12 protein-coding genes and 1 pseudogene are annotated in these 13934 nt (G+C 70.1%); 2 read left to right on the top strand and 11 right to left on the bottom strand.

What is annotated here, in order from left to right:
• Positions 1–53 precede the first annotated feature (53 nt).
• Positions 54–1415: a Pup--protein ligase gene (gene pafA / locus ACFCZF_RS12775; protein WP_375915049.1), complete on the bottom strand. Its 1362-nt coding sequence runs from the start codon at positions 1413–1415 to the stop codon at positions 54–56.
• A gap of 9 nt (positions 1416–1424) precedes the next feature.
• The gene (locus ACFCZF_RS12770; RefSeq protein WP_376671680.1) at positions 1425–2684 is read right to left on the bottom strand and encodes an MFS transporter; all 1260 of its coding nucleotides are present in this window, start codon (positions 2682–2684) and stop codon (positions 1425–1427) included.
• Between the two features lie 107 nt (positions 2685–2791).
• On the opposite strand from ACFCZF_RS12770, the gene ACFCZF_RS12765 reads away from it, so the two are divergent.
• Entirely contained in the window at positions 2792–3808 is a 1017-nt protein-coding gene (locus ACFCZF_RS12765; RefSeq protein ID WP_376671679.1) for a LacI family DNA-binding transcriptional regulator, read from the top strand.
• A 60-nt stretch (positions 3809–3868) separates the two neighbouring features.
• Here the strand turns inward: ACFCZF_RS12765 and prcA are convergent, their stop codons facing one another.
• The 6 genes and pseudogenes from prcA to arc form a co-directional block, all read right to left on the bottom strand.
• Positions 3869–4645 carry a proteasome subunit alpha gene (gene prcA / locus ACFCZF_RS12760; RefSeq protein ID WP_376671678.1) on the bottom strand — a complete coding sequence of 259 codons (777 nt, stop codon included), beginning with the start codon at positions 4643–4645 and terminating at the stop codon, positions 3869–3871.
• A 59-nt stretch (positions 4646–4704) separates the two neighbouring features.
• Entirely contained in the window at positions 4705–5550 is an 846-nt protein-coding gene (gene prcB, locus ACFCZF_RS12755) for a proteasome subunit beta (protein ID WP_376671677.1), read from the bottom strand.
• Positions 5502–5627 (bottom strand): annotated as a pseudogene (locus tag ACFCZF_RS12750) (recombination endonuclease VII); the annotation flags it as partial. The pseudogene ACFCZF_RS12750 and the gene prcB, both read right to left, overlap by 49 nt.
• Before the next feature lie 150 nt (positions 5628–5777).
• On the bottom strand, positions 5778–5996 hold the full coding sequence (locus ACFCZF_RS12745; protein ID WP_053128307.1) for a ubiquitin-like protein Pup: 219 nt from the start codon (positions 5994–5996) through the stop codon (positions 5778–5780).
• Between the two features lie 178 nt (positions 5997–6174).
• Positions 6175–7686: a depupylase/deamidase Dop gene (gene dop, locus ACFCZF_RS12740; protein WP_345635130.1), complete on the bottom strand. Its 1512-nt coding sequence runs from the start codon at positions 7684–7686 to the stop codon at positions 6175–6177.
• A 232-nt stretch (positions 7687–7918) separates the two neighbouring features.
• Positions 7919–9685 carry a proteasome ATPase gene (gene arc, locus ACFCZF_RS12735; RefSeq protein ID WP_376671676.1) on the bottom strand — a complete coding sequence of 589 codons (1767 nt, stop codon included), beginning with the start codon at positions 9683–9685 and terminating at the stop codon, positions 7919–7921.
• Between the two features lie 245 nt (positions 9686–9930).
• On the opposite strand from arc, the gene ACFCZF_RS12730 reads away from it, so the two are divergent.
• Positions 9931–10236 carry a ferredoxin gene (locus tag ACFCZF_RS12730; RefSeq protein ID WP_375915025.1) on the top strand — a complete coding sequence of 102 codons (306 nt, stop codon included), beginning with the start codon at positions 9931–9933 and terminating at the stop codon, positions 10234–10236.
• Positions 10237–10310: 74 nt separating this feature from the next.
• Here the strand turns inward: ACFCZF_RS12730 and ACFCZF_RS12725 are convergent, their stop codons facing one another.
• The 3 genes from ACFCZF_RS12725 to ACFCZF_RS12715 form a co-directional block, all read right to left on the bottom strand.
• A complete protein-coding gene (locus ACFCZF_RS12725) occupies positions 10311–10889 on the bottom strand; it encodes a hypothetical protein (RefSeq protein WP_376671675.1) in 579 nt (192 codons plus the stop codon).
• 213 nt (positions 10890–11102) lie between these two features.
• Positions 11103–12005 carry a tRNA (adenine-N1)-methyltransferase gene (locus ACFCZF_RS12720; protein WP_053128315.1) on the bottom strand — a complete coding sequence of 301 codons (903 nt, stop codon included), beginning with the start codon at positions 12003–12005 and terminating at the stop codon, positions 11103–11105.
• Between the two features lie 150 nt (positions 12006–12155).
• On the bottom strand, positions 12156–13934 hold a 1779-nt coding region (locus tag ACFCZF_RS12715; protein ID WP_376671674.1), incomplete at its 5' end, for a site-2 protease family protein.

The raw sequence follows: 13934 nt of genomic DNA, 5'->3' as shown, positions 1-13934 counted from the left end.
CCGTGTGGCGTTCCGCCCTTTCGTGCGGAAACGCGTGTCTCACCTCGTCCGGCTCACATTCCGGCGATCAGCTTCTCCACCCGGTCGTCCACCGAACGGAACGGGTCCTTGCACAACACGGTGCGCTGCGCCTGGTCGTTGAGCTTGAGATGGACCCAGTCGACGGTGAAGTCCCGGCGCTGCTCCTGAGCCCGTCGGATGAAGTCGCCGCGCAGCCGGGCCCGAGTGGTCTGCGGCGGAACGGACTTGCCCTCGAAGATCTTCAGGTCGTTCGCGACCCGGGCGGCCTGGCCCTTCTTCTCGAGCAGGTAGTACAGGCCACGACGGCGGTGGATGTCGTGGTAGGCGAGGTCTATCTGCGCGACCCGCGGGTTCGACATGGTCATGTTGTGCTTGGCCCGGTACCGCTCCAGGAGCTTGTACTTCATGACCCAGTCGATCTCGGTGTCGATGCGGTCGAGGTCCTCGGCCTCGATCGCGTCCAGGGTGCGGCCCCACAGCTCCAGCACGCGCTCGACGGTGCCGGTGCGGATGCCGCGGCGCTCGCAGAAGTCCACGGCCTTCTCGTAGTACTCCCGCTGCACCTCCAGCGCGGACGCCTCCCGGCCACTGGCCAGGCGCACCTTCCGCCGCCCGGTGATGTCGTGGCTGACCTCGCGGATCGCCCGGATCGGGTTCTCCAGGGTGAGGTCACGCATCACCGTGCCCGCCTCGATCATGCGCAGCACCAGGTCGGTGGCGCCGACCTTGAGCAGCATGGTCGTCTCGGACATGTTCGAGTCGCCCACGATGACGTGCAGGCGCCGGTAGCGCTCGGCGTCGGCGTGCGGCTCGTCGCGGGTGTTGATGATGGGACGGGAGCGGGTGGTCGCCGAGGAGACGCCCTCCCAGATGTGCTCGGCCCGCTGGCTGACGCAGTACACGGCACCGCGCGGCGTCTGCAGCACCTTGCCGGCGCCGCACAGCAACTGCCTGGTCACCAGGAACGGAATGAGGATGTCCGCGAGCCGCGAGAACTCCCCGTGCCGGGCCACGAGGTAATTCTCGTGGCAGCCGTAGGAGTTGCCGGCGGAGTCGGTGTTGTTCTTGAAGAGGTAGACGTCGCCCGCGATTCCCTCCTCGTGCAGGCGTCGTTCGGCGTCCACCAGGAGTCCTTCGAGAATGCGCTCGCCCGCTTTGTCGTGGGTGACGAGTTCGGTCACGTTGTCACATTCGGGTGTGGCGTATTCCGGATGTGATCCCACGTCGAGATAGAGGCGGGCCCCGTTGCGCAGAAAGACATTGCTGCTGCGGCCCCATGACACGACACGGCGGAAGAGGTACCGCGCCACCTCGTCAGGCGACAGGCGGCGCTGTCCCCTGAACGTGCACGTGACGCCGTACTCGTTCTCCAGCCCGAAAATGCGGCGGTCCATGACTGAACATTACGCCTGATGACCCGAACTGAAACGGGGTTCGACGGCACGGTTTGGATCATTTTCCGATGAAGCCGCAACCACCGCTCCCGTGGCGGGAGCTGCGAGGACCCGCCCCGTGCACGCCAGCACGAGCAGGGACACGGTCCCGGCCGCCCCGGGCACCGCGAACCCCCACAGCACCCCGCCGTGCTCCACGACGGGCCCCGCGAGGCCCGTGCCCACCGAGGCACCCACGGTGAACGTCGTCACGAGCCACGAGAACGCCTCCGTCACCGTGCCGCGCGGCGCGTGCAGGTCGACGAGGACGAACGCACAGGCGATGCACGGCGCGAGGAAGACGCCCGCGACCACCGTGAGCAGCACCATGGCGACGGCGCCCGGCAGCAGGAGCAGGGGCAGGTAACACACCGCCAGCAGGGCCACCAGCACCCGCAGTCGGCGGGCGGGATCGCCGGTCCACTGCCGGGCCCCGTAGACGGCTCCGCCGATCAGCGCCCCGAGCCCCAGGGCGGCCATCAGCCAGCCGTAGACGGCGTCGCCGCCGTGCTCGTCCGCGTACGGCACGGAGGCGACGGTGATGGACCCGAGCGCCATCCCGATGAACAGGAAGGCGCCCAGCAGTGCGAGCAGCCCGGACGAGCGCAGCGCGCCCAGCCAGTGCGCCCCGCGCGGCGCCGACCGCCACGCGCGCGAGGGGGGCGACACCACCACGGACAGGGCGCCCAGCACACCCACCGCGTTCAGCACGAGCAGGGCGACCAGCGGCGACCACAGCGACACGCACACCGTCACGAGCAGCGGCCCGACGGTGAACATGACCTCCTGCGCCACGGCGTCCATGGCGTACGCCGTGTGCACCTGGTCCTCCTTGCGGAGCACGCTCGGCCACAGCGCACGCAGCCCGCCCTCCAGCGGGGGCGTGAACAGCCCCGCGGCTCCCACGGCCGCGTAGGCGAGCGCGACCGTCCCGGTGCCCGCGAAGGCGAACACGGCCATGGCCAGGCCCGACAGCACGGCGGCCGGCAGCTGCACCCGCGGCTGCCCGTGCAGGTCCACGAGCCGCCCGAGCACGGGCTGTCCGACGGCGTTGGCGACCCCGTACACGGCGGCCAGGGCTCCCGCGAGGCTGTACGAGCCGCCCTCGGCCCGCACGAACAGCACGATCGCGATCGCCGCGGTGGCGTTGGGCAGCCGCCCCACGAGCGTGCCGACGAGCAGCCTGACGGCATGCCGCGCCCGAAGAATGTCCAGGTACCCGGCGACCACGACCCACCCCCTTCTCCGAACCAACCACTGAGGTTTTACGTATAACGTGCGTCGCCATACGTACCATGTCGCCTGTTCACGAGTCCAGACGAAAGCGCAGGCGAACGGTGGCACGAGGCAGCACCCGCCCCACGAGCCGGGACGTCGCCCAGGCCGCAGGCGTCTCCCAGGCAGCGGTGTCCCTGGTCCTCGGCGACAAGTGGCGCGGCCGCGTGTCGGAGCCCACGGCCCAGCGGGTCCGGGAGGCGGCGCACGAGCTGGGCTACCGCCCGAACCTCGCCGCCCGCAACCTCCGCCTCGGCCGCACGCGCACCGTGCTGCTGGTCGTCCCCGCACTGACCACGGAGTTCTTCGCGGAGGTGTACACGGGCGCCGCGCGGGTGGCCGCCGAGCACGGCTTCGGAGTGGTCCTCTACCCCTCCCCCGAGGGCGTCGGCCCGGCCCGGGACCCGTTCGCCTCCGCCCAGGCCGCCCTGGACGGCGTCATCGCGTCCTCCATGGCGGCCGACGCGCTCAGCGCGATCCGGGGCGACCAGCTCCCCCTGGTCATGCTGGACAGCGACCCGGAGGGCAGTCTCGGCGCCGCGACGGTCAACCTGGACATCGCCGATGGCATCCGCCAGGTCGCGGAGCACCTTCTGTCCCTGGGCCACCGCCGCTTCCTCCACCTCGCGGCGGACGTCCCGTCCTGGACCTTCGAGGTACGCGCCCGCGAACTGGCGGCACGGCTGGCCGGCACCCCCGGCACCGACCTCCGTACCGTCCGCGCCCCCATCTCCATCGAGGGCGCCCTGACCGCCACGGAGGCCGCGCTCGGCGCTCCGGGGCCCCGGCCCACGGCGCTGGTCTGCGACGACGACAAACTGGCGGCCGGCGCCTACAAGGCGGCCCGGCGAGCCGGGCTCCGCGTTCCCGACGACCTCTCGGTGACCGGTCTGGACGACCTCGGCCTCGCCACGGCCATCGACCCGGAGCTGACGACCGTACGCCTGGACGCGGAACTCTTCGGTGAGCGCGGGATGCGCGCCCTGCTGGCGGTCATGGAGGGACGGGCGCCCGAGGAGGGCGACATCCCGGTGCACCTGGTCGTACGGGGCTCCACGGCACCGCCACCGCAAGACTGAGCAGCGCCGGGGCACATGGCACCCGGCGCCGCGCGAAGGCTTCCGTGCAGCGGCTGTCCGCTACTCCTCGCCCTTGTCCCCGCCCTCGTCCTCGTCCGGCAGGGGCAGGTCGTCAGTGCCGGCGGCTCCCGCCGCCGCTCCCGAATCCAGCAGTCGCGACAGCTGCGCCCCCACGATCCGCTTGAACTTCCGCTTCTGGGGACGCGTGCGGTCCAGCACCGCCACTTCCAGCCGCTCCGCCGGAATCTCCCGCTCGCTGCCGTTCGTGTCGCGGGACAGCGACTGCACCGCCAGCTTCAGCGCCTCGGCCAGCGTCATGCCGTCCCGGTGCCGCTGGTCCAGGTACCCGCTGATCTGCTCGGCGTTGCCGCCGACCGCGACCGAGCCGTGCTCGTCCACGATCGAGCCGTCGTGCGGCAGCCGGTAGATCTGGTCACTCTCGGGGTTGTCACCGACCTCGGCGACGACCAGCTCCACCTCGTACGGCTTCTCGGCCTGGCTGGAGAAGATCGTGCCCAGCGTCTGGGCGTACACGTTGGCAAGGCCGCGCGCCGTCACGTCGTCACGGTCGTACGTGTAACCGCGCAGGTCGGCGTAGCGCACCCCACCGATCCGCAGGTTCTCGTACTCGTTGTACTTGCCGGCGGCCGCGAAGCCGATCCGGTCGTAGATCTCGCTGAACTTGTGCAGCGCACGGGACGGGTTCTCGCCGACGAACACGATGCCGTCGGCGTACTGCAGCACGACCAGGCTGCGACCACGGGCGATGCCCTTGCGGGCGTACTCCGCCCGGTCGGCCATCGCCTGCTGGGGTGAGACATAGAACGGCGTCGACACCGGTTATCCGTCCCTTTCTGGAGAAGTCACTGGACCACCTGACAACACGGAAGCACCCGCTACAGCAGCGCGGCCCGCGGGCCCTCGGGCTGCTCGAGCCGCCGCTCCAGCACCGCGCGGGCGAGCGCCGAGCCCTCGTCCTCGCTCAGCCGGCGGAAGCCGTCCTCGGTGATCACAGTGATGATCGGGTAGATCCGGCGGGCGACATCGGGACCACCGGTCGCCGAGTCGTCGTCTGCCGCGTCGTACAGCGCCTGGACCACGAGCGTCGTGGCCTCTTCCTCGGTCAGGTCCTCGCGGAAGAGCTTCTTCATCGCGCCACGGGCGAAGATCGACCCCGACCCGGTGGTCGCGTAGTTTTGCTCCTCGGAGCGTCCGCCCGTCACGTCGTACGAGAAGATGCGGCCCCTGCCCCGATCCACGTCGTACCCGGCGAACAGCGGCACCACGGCCAGCCCCTGCATCGCCATGCCCAGGTTGGACCGGATCATCGTGGACAGGCGGTTCGCCTTGCCCTCCAGGGACAGCTGCGCGCCCTCGACCTTCTCGAAGTGCTCCAGCTCCAGCTGGAACAGCTTCACCATCTCCACGGCCAGACCCGCCGTGCCGGCGATGCCCACCGCCGAGTACTCGTCGGCCGGGAAGACCTTCTCGATGTCCCGCTGGGCGATCATGTTGCCCATGGTGGCCCGCCGGTCACCGGCGAGAACGACACCACCGGGGAACGTGACCGCCACGATCGTGGTGCCGTGCGGTGCCTCGATGACGCCCTGCACCGGCGGCAGCTGCCGGTAGCCCGGAAGCATCTCCGGCTGGTGCTCACCGAGGAAGTCCATGAACGAAGAGGACCCAGGCGTCAGGAAGGCAGCTGGTAGACGCCCGGTGCTACGAGTGTTGGCTTCCACGCGATTCCTTCCACGTATGCGACAGCTATGCCACGGACCCTACCCGTCTGTGGGCAGTGATCCACATACTCGGCGGGAACCACGGAACGAACACCCCGGCCCCCGTCTCGGGCCGCGCGCGGCCCGGTTCTCACCGCACCGCGCGCGACGCCTCACGTTCTGCTCGTCCGCCCCTCACACGGCCCTCGGGCCTTCGAAGCGAAGGAGAGGCAGGCCCTCGAGCCGGCCTACTGGCCACCCTTCTGCACGAAGGACCGCACGAAGTCCTCCGCGTTCTCCTCGAGGACGTCGTCGATCTCGTCCAGGACGGAGTCCACGTCGTCGTTCAGCTTCTCCTGGCGCTCCTTGAGGTCCTCGGAAGCCTGCGCGTCCTGCGCCTGCTCCTCGACCTCCTCCGTGGAACGCGTGGCCTTCTGCTGCCCGCCGCCGGTGTCCTTGGTCGCCATAACCCTCACCCCGCTCGGTTCGCCCGACACAGTTGCTCGGTCAAGATCAGACCCTACAAGCCGGGTCCGACATCGGCCCCGCAGTTTCTCCAACGTACGGGTGCCACCTCGATGGTTCCCGGACGCGGGCGTTTCCACCCTGTCCGGCCGATTCCTCCCGTGTACCCGCTCGGCCCGCTCACCCGCCGGAAAGGACCTTGACCAGGTCTTCCGCCGTGCGGCAGCGGTCCAGGAGCTCCTTGACGTGATTACGCGTTCCGCGAAGCGGTTCCAGGGTTGGCACCCGCTGGAGCGAGTCCCGTCCCGGCAGATCGAAGATCACCGAGTCCCAGGAGGCCGCCGCGACGTCGTCCGCGTACTGCTCCAGACAGCGCCCGCGGAAGTACGCGCGCGTGTCCTCCGGCGGCTTCGTACGGGCCCGCTCGACCTCCGTCTCGTCCAGCAGCCGCTTGATGCGGCCGCGGTCCACCAGACGGTTGTACAGGCCCTTGTCGGGCCGTACATCGGCGTACTGGAGGTCCACCAGGTGCAGCCGGGCCGCGTCCCAGTCCAGGTCGTCCCGGCGGCGGTAGCCCTCCATGAGCTCCCGCTTGGCCACCCAGTCCAGCTCGCCCGCCAGGCTCATCGGATCGTTCTCGAGCCGGTTGAGGGTGTCCTCCCAGCGCCCCAGCACGTCCTTGGTCTGGTCGTCGACGTCCGCGCCGTACCGTTCCTCGACGTACTTGCGGGCCAGCTCGTAGTACTCCATCTGGAGCTGCACCGCGGTCAGTGTCCGGCCGCTGCGCAGCGTGACCAGGCGCTTCAGCGACGGGTCGTGCGAGACCTGGTGGAGGGTGCGTACCGGCTGGTCCACGGCCAGGTCGACGGCGATGAACCCGTCCTCGATCATCGACAGCACCAGGGCCGTCGTGCCCAGCTTCAGGTACGTCGAGATCTCCGACAGGTTCGCGTCGCCGATGATCACGTGCAGTCGCCGGTACTTCTCGGCGTCCGCGTGCGGTTCGTCGCGCGTGTTGATGATGGGCCGCTTCAGCGTGGTCTCCAGGCCGACCTCGACCTCGAAGTAGTCCGCGCGCTGACTGAGCTGGAAGCCGTGCTCGTGCCCGTCCTGGCCGATGCCGACGCGGCCGGCGCCGGTGAAGACCTGGCGGGAGACGAAGAAGGGCGTCAGGTGGCGCACGATGTCCGAGAAGGCGGTCTCCCGCTTCATCAGGTAGTTCTCGTGCGTGCCGTAGGAGGCGCCCTTGTTGTCGGTGTTGTTCTTGTAGAGGTGGATCGGCTGGGCACCGGGCAGCTGGGCGGCCCGCTCCGCGGCCTCGGCCATGATCCGCTCGCCGGCCTTGTCCCACAGCACGGCGTCCCTCGGATTGGTGACCTCCGGAGCGCTGTACTCGGGGTGGGCGTGGTCGACGTAGAGCCGTGCCCCGTTGGTGAGGATCACGTTGGCCAGGCCGATGTCCTCGTCGGTGAGCTGGCTGGAGTCGGCGGACTCGCGGGCGAGGTCGAAGCCCCGCGCGTCCCGCAGCGGGTTCTCCTCCTCGAAGTCCCAGCGGGCCCGGCGGGCCCGGTGCATCGCCGCCGCGTAGGCGTTGACGATCTGGGACGAGGTGAGCATGGCATTGGCGTTCGGGTGGCCGGGGACGGAGATCCCGTACTCCGTCTCGATGCCCATTACTCGCCGTACGGTCATGCGGCCCTCCTTGCCCGGCGGCGCCCGTCGTGGGCGCCGCTCAAGTACCGCTGGCGCTCCGATGCGTGTGCGGTGCCCGTCCCCGCACTGCGCGACTCGGCGGTACGGAAGAGCCTAGAACGCCTTTGCGCTGGTGGGGAGATCATTTGCGGCATTGCCTTGCTCCAGTCGGGGCTCCGGAAAACAGTCGGCTGCGGGTACCCGCTGAGGGCACCCGCAGCCGCCCCGCCTTTTACAGGTACTGACCGGTGTTCGCCACCGTGTCGATGGAGCGTCCGGTGTCCGCGCCCTGCTTTCCGGTGACGAGCGTACGGATGTACACGATCCGCTCGCCCTTCTTTCCGGAGATCCGGGCCCAGTCGTCCGGGTTGGTGGTGTTGGGCAGGTCCTCGTTCTCCTTGAACTCGTCCACGCAGGCCTGGAGGAGGTGGGAGACGCGAAGGCCCTTCTGGTTCGCTTCCAGGAAGTCCTTGATCGCCATTTTCTTGGCGCGGCCCACGATGTTCTCGATCATGGCGCCGGAATTGAAGTCCTTGAAGTAGAGGACTTCCTTGTCGCCATTGGCGTAGGTGACCTCCAGGAAGCGGTTCTCCTCGGATTCGGCGTACATCTGTTCCACCGCGGTCTGGATCATGCTCTGTACGGTGGCGGACCTGTCCTTCTCGTGCTCCGTGAGGTCGTCCACGTGGAGCGGGAGGCGCTCGGTGAGGTACTTGCCGAAGATGTCCTTGGCCGCTTCGGCGTCCGGACGCTCGATCTTGATCTTCACGTCGAGCCGGCCGGGCCGCAGGATGGCGGGGTCGATCATGTCCTCACGGTTGGAGGCACCGATCACGACCACGTTCTGCAGGCCCTCCACACCGTCGATCTCGGCGAGCAGCTGCGGGACGATGGTGTTCTCCACGTCCGAGCTGACACCGGAACCGCGGGTGCGGAAGAGGGACTCCATCTCGTCGAAGAAGACGATGACGGGCGTGCCCTCGCTGGCCTTCTCCCGGGCCCGCTGGAAGACCAGGCGGATCTGCCGCTCGGTCTCACCCACGTACTTGTTGAGCAGCTCGGGACCCTTGATGTTGAGGAAGAAGCTCTTGCCGGCGGCCTGGCCGGTCACCTCGGCGACCTTCTTGGCCAACGAATTGGCGACCGCCTTGGCGATGAGCGTCTTGCCGCATCCGGGAGGCCCGTAGAGCAGGACGCCCTTGGGCGGACGCAGCTCGTGCTCCCGGAACAGGTCGGGGTAGAGATAGGGGAGCTCGACCGCGTCGCGGATGGCCTCGATCTGTCCGCCGAGGCCGCCGATCTGCTCGTAGCCGATGTCGGGGACCTCTTCGAGGACGAGTTCCTCGACCTCGCTCTTGGGAACGACCTCGTAGACGTAACCGGAGCGGGGTTCGAGCAGGAGCGCGTCGCCGGGGCGGATGTTGATCCCGCGCAACGGCTCCGCGAGGCGTACCACCCGCTCCTCGTCGGTGTGCCCGAGCACCAGGGCTCGCTCGCCGTCCTCGAGGATCTCCTTGAGGGTGACGATGTCGCCGACGCTCTCGTACTCCATGGCCTCGACCACGTTGAGTGCTTCGTTGAGCATCACTTCCTGGCCGCGTCGGAGCTCGTCGAGCTCGACGCTCGGGCTGACGTTCACCCGGAGTTTGCGGCCGCCGGTGAAGATGTCGGCGGTACCGTCCTCGTTCGCCTGCAGGAAGACACCGAAGCCCGCCGGTGGCTGGGCCAGCCGGTCGACCTCTTCCTTGAGGGCCACGATCTGGTCTCGGGCCTCGCGCAGTGTTCCGGCGAGTCGCTCGTTCTGGGCGGACACGCCGGCCAGGTTGGTCTGCAGCTCGACAATCCGCTCTTCGAGAATTCTCGTGTGCCGCGGAGATTCGGCGAGCTTGCGTCGCAGGACGGCGATCTCCTGCTCAAGGTAGGCCACCTGCCCGGCCGGGTCCTCGGACCCGCGTCCCGGGCGGATGCCGCGGTTCATGTCGTCGTCGTGGGCTGCCACGGTCCTCACCTCCTCCAAGGGGAGCTGGACGCTTCCAGACCCTACCTGGGTGGGTGTCGATTGAAACCCCTAGATCACAAAGACTGTCGGGGTGTGTCCGATCTTCACCCTTGCGCTCTCCCTCACGCCAGGGGAATACCCACGGAACGTGAGTGGAACCCAGCCGGAGGTAGGCTCGAAGCGTTCAACACCCGTCAGAGCTGGCCGGATTCCCGAACGGCTCGACGCAGGAAACGGCAGGAGACATGAGCGTGCAGCAGGAGGCCGGAGTCGACGGCGAGGCCCTGGAGGTCTGGATCGACCAGGACCTGTGTACCGGCGACGGCATCTGCGCCCAGTACGCGCCCGAGGTGTTCGAGCTGGACATCGACGGTCTGGCCTACGTCAAGGGCGCGGACGACGAGCTTCTCCAGACCGCGGGAGCGACAACGCCCGTACCCTTGCCGCTTCTCACGGACGTCGTCGACTCCGCCAAGGAGTGTCCGGGCGAGTGCATCCACGTGCGTCGCGTTTCGGACAGGGCCGAGGTCTACGGCCCGGACGCAGAGTGACCGAACCGTGACTTAATCCGCACGCTCCGTGACCACTGTCTGATGTGTCACACCATCTGCCGCAGGGCCGTGGGTCATACGGTCCGCGCCTGGGACGGCGTGTCGCGGACGAACGCGCCGTTCTCCCACTGCCACTTCACGTCGTCCGTGACGTCGGGGCAGCAACTGGGCACGTCGGCCGACGAGTAGCCGAGAAGCGTGGCGCGGACGGCGCCGCCACGCACCGCGAAGTCGGTGACCGTCCGGCGGTCCCCGGGGTTCACGAGGGTGGCCACGACGCGGGGCTTGCCGCCGTCGGCGTCCCGCGTGATGACGTACACCCCGTCGGGCGGGGTTCCCATGGGCGCGTCGCAGTGCACGACGGCCACCGTCTCGGGCCGGCCGTCGCCGTCGAGGTCGCCGGAGGCCTTCTTCTGCACGACTGCCTTGACCGGACCGCATTCCAGGGGAAAGGCGACGGCCGCCGGATCGGGCGGGGTGCCGTGCGCCGGGGCGTTCTTCGTCTCGGGGGCGGCGGTCTGCGCTGCGGTCGCGGCGTCCGGCTGAAGGACCGAGGAGAGTGCCACCACGGCGGCGAGGGCCGTGGCGGTGGCCACCCAGTGGATCGGGCGGGTGTGCGTGTGTGACAGATCCGGAACGGCGGGGTGCTGCACGAGGAGTGTCTCCTGTGAGGGCTGTGCCGGCGGGGGGTGGCCAGCATCGTGCCACACGTCACAGTGCGGGGGAACGGCGGGGTGGGTACTCGGCCGGACTGCGCCGCCGCGTGCCGCGCCGCCGCGTCAACACGAAGGCGCCGTGGTGGAGTTCCCGAACGGTCTCGGGAACTCCACCACGGCGCCTGTACGTTGATCGCGGCACGGGCCGCCTCAGCGGCCGGAGCCTCCGCCGGCGTTGGGGCCGTCGTAGTCCTCGCCGTAGGCGCCCTTTGCGGGGCGGCGGCGGCGCATGGGCGGCTCGACGCCGTCCGCGAGGCGGCGGGCGGTCAGCAGGAAGCCGGTGTGGCCGATCATCCGGTGGTCCGGGCGAACGGCCAGGCCCTCGACGTGCCAGTTGCGGATCATGGTCTCCCACGAGGTCGGCTCGTTGAAGCAGCCGATCTCGCGGATGGACTCGACGGTCCGGGCGAGCTGGGTCGTCGTCGCGACGTAGCAGCACAGGATGCCGCCGGGCACGAGTGCCTTCTTGACGACGTCCAGGCACTCCCAGGGGGCGAGCATGTCGAGGATGACGCGGTCGACGTCGGTGTCGGACAGGTTGTCCTGAAGGTCGCCGACGGTGAGCTGCCAGGCGGGGTGCGGGCCGCCGAAGTAGCGCTCCACGTTCTGCTGGGCGATCTCGGCGAAGTCCTCGCGGCGCTCGTAGGAGTGCAGCATGCCCTGGTCGCCGATGGCGCGCAGCAGGAAGCTGCTGAGGGAGCCGGAGCCCACACCGGCCTCCACGACGCGTGCGCCGGGAAAGATGTCGGCGAAGGCGAGGATCTGCCCCGCGTCCTTCGGGTAGACGACGGCTGCCCCTCGGGGCATGGACAGGACGTAGTCGGGGAGCAGGGGGCGCAGCGCGAGGTAGGCGACGTTCCCGGTGGTGCGGACAACGCTGCCCTCGGGAGCACCGATCAGTTCGTCGTGGGGGAAGGAACCCTTGTGGGTGTGGAAGTTCTTCCCGGCCTCGAGCGTGAACGTGTAGTGGCGGCCCTTGGGGTCGGTCAGCTGAACCTGGTCCCCGACCTTGAAGGGCCCGCGCCTGCGGGCGGCACCGGTCGGTTCGGACATGTGACCAGCCTACCGGTTCCCCGCCGGGGGCTTGACCAGCGTAGGGGGGTGGTGGCCGCGGTGCGTGCGAACGGCGCGGGCCGTACGGGGTTGCTCGCGCCCCGCGGCGGAGCCGCTGATGTCACAGCCCCGCGCCCCTTCGGGACGCGTTCAGCTAGGCCTTGCCATGGCCTTGACGAAGGCCCGCTCGACGTCGGCCGCGGACAGGACGCCGTAGATCTCGCCGGTCTCCTCGACCACCAGGTACTCGGTGGCCGGGTTGGCGCGCAGGGCGTCCAGGAGTTCCTCGCCCGACAGCTCGGCCGACAGGCGCATGCCGTCGGTGAGGTCCTGGGCGAGGGTGCTGACCGCCACCCAGGGGCGCCGGTGCTCGGGTACGCCGACGATGGCGGCCTCGCGGACCAGCGAGACGGGGGTGCCGTCGCCGTCGACGACGACCAGGGCGCGGGCTCCGGAGGCGTTGGCGCGGCGCAGGGCCTCGGAGAGCGGGGTGTCGGCCGGGACGGGGACGGCGCGCCTGGTGAGGGCGCGGGCGCGCAGCTCCGGGAGGTGTTCGCGCAGGCGGGCCATGCGCAGGCTGTTTCCGGCGCCGGTCCAGATGATCGCGGCGAGGATCGCGGCGAGCAGGGCGTCCAGGACGGTGTCCATGCCGACGTCGTCCGCGGCGCCGGAACCGAGGGACTGGGTGAGCAGCGGCAGGCCGATCAGCACGGCGATGGCGAGGGCCCGGCCGACCCAGGCGGCGGCGATGGTGCCGTGCATGGGCTTGCCGGTGATCTTCCAGACGACGGCGCGGAGCATCCGGCCGCCGTCGAGGGGGAGGCCGGGCAGCAGATTGAAGGCGGCCACGAGGAGGTTGGAGACCATCAGGCCGGCCAGCAGGACGCCGGGAACGCTGTCGGGCTCGACGGGCAGCAGGGCGGCGTAGAAGACGCCGGCGAGGACGAGGGAGAGCAGTGGGCCGACGAAGGCCAGCACGAACTCGCGGCCCGGGGTCTCGGCCTCCTTCTCGATCTCGGAGACGCCGCCGAAGAACTGGAGCTGGATACGGCGGACCGGGAGCTTGAAGCGGAGGGCGGCGACGGTGTGGGCCAGCTCGTGGACGAGGACGGAGGCGTAGAAGGCGACCGCGAAGAAGAGGGAGACCAGGTAGCGGGCGGCGCCCAGCTCGGGCAGCACGCGGTCGAGCTGGCCGCCGAACACCCAGGTGATCAGGGCGGCGACCAGGAACCAGCTCGGCGCGACGTACACGGGCACACCGAAGGGCCTGCCCATCAGCAGCCCGCCCCCGGGCTCCGGCTTTCGCTGCGGGGGCCTGCCGGGACCGGGCCCGGCAGCGGTGTAGACCTCGCGGCCGTCGGGACCGGGCTCCGCGGGCGCGTGGGCGGGGCGGTCACCGCCGGAGGACGGGTCGGGGCGGCGGCCCTCGGTGCCCGCGCCGCGCACGGACGGCTCGGCGGACGGTCGGACGGGACCGTCCCCACCCGAGGTCTGCCCACCCTGCGGGTCGCCTGCGCCGACGCGCTCGGGCGCCGGGCCCCGCGCGGAGCCGACGGGGCCGGCCTCGGGGAACGGGGACTGCGAGTTCGGGTCCGGGTCCGGGGCGGCGTCCTGCGGGGTGTTCGGTCCGGTCTCGTTCCGTGCGTCGGCCTCGGTGGCTCCCGCGGTGTTCTTCCGTAGCGTGTCGGGAGCCGACGACGGACGGCCCGGCGTCTCGGGAGCCGGCGACGGACGGCCCGGCGTCGTGGAACCCGGCGTCTCGGGAGCCGACGACGGACGGCCCGGCGTCTCGGGAGCCGGCGACGGACGGCCCGGCGTCGTGGAACCCGGCGTCTCGGGAGCCGACGACGGACGGCCCGGCGTCTCGGGAGCCGGCGTCGGACGGCCCGGCGTCGTGGAACCCGGCGTCTCGGGAGCCGACGACGGACG

The sequence above is a fragment of the Streptomyces sp. NPDC056296 genome, assembly GCF_042268605.1.
Lineage (GTDB): Bacteria > Actinomycetota > Actinomycetes > Streptomycetales > Streptomycetaceae > Streptomyces.
This window is presented reverse-complemented; position numbering and strand designations above follow the sequence as displayed.

Excerpts from the sequence above, each read along its gene's own strand:
- pafA (WP_375915049.1), bottom strand. The coding sequence starts at position 1,415 with ATGGACCGCCGCATTTTCGGGCTGGAGAACGAGTACGGCGTCACGTGC.
- ACFCZF_RS12745 (WP_053128307.1), bottom strand. The coding sequence starts at position 5,996 with ATGGCGACCAAGGACACCGGCGGCGGGCAGCAGAAGGCCACGCGTTCC.
- dop (WP_345635130.1), bottom strand. The coding sequence starts at position 7,686 with ATGACCGTACGGCGAGTAATGGGCATCGAGACGGAGTACGGGATCTCC.
- ACFCZF_RS12730 (WP_375915025.1), top strand. The coding sequence starts at position 9,931 with ATGAGCGTGCAGCAGGAGGCCGGAGTCGACGGCGAGGCCCTGGAGGTC.
- ACFCZF_RS12720 (WP_053128315.1), bottom strand. The coding sequence starts at position 12,005 with ATGTCCGAACCGACCGGTGCCGCCCGCAGGCGCGGGCCCTTCAAGGTC.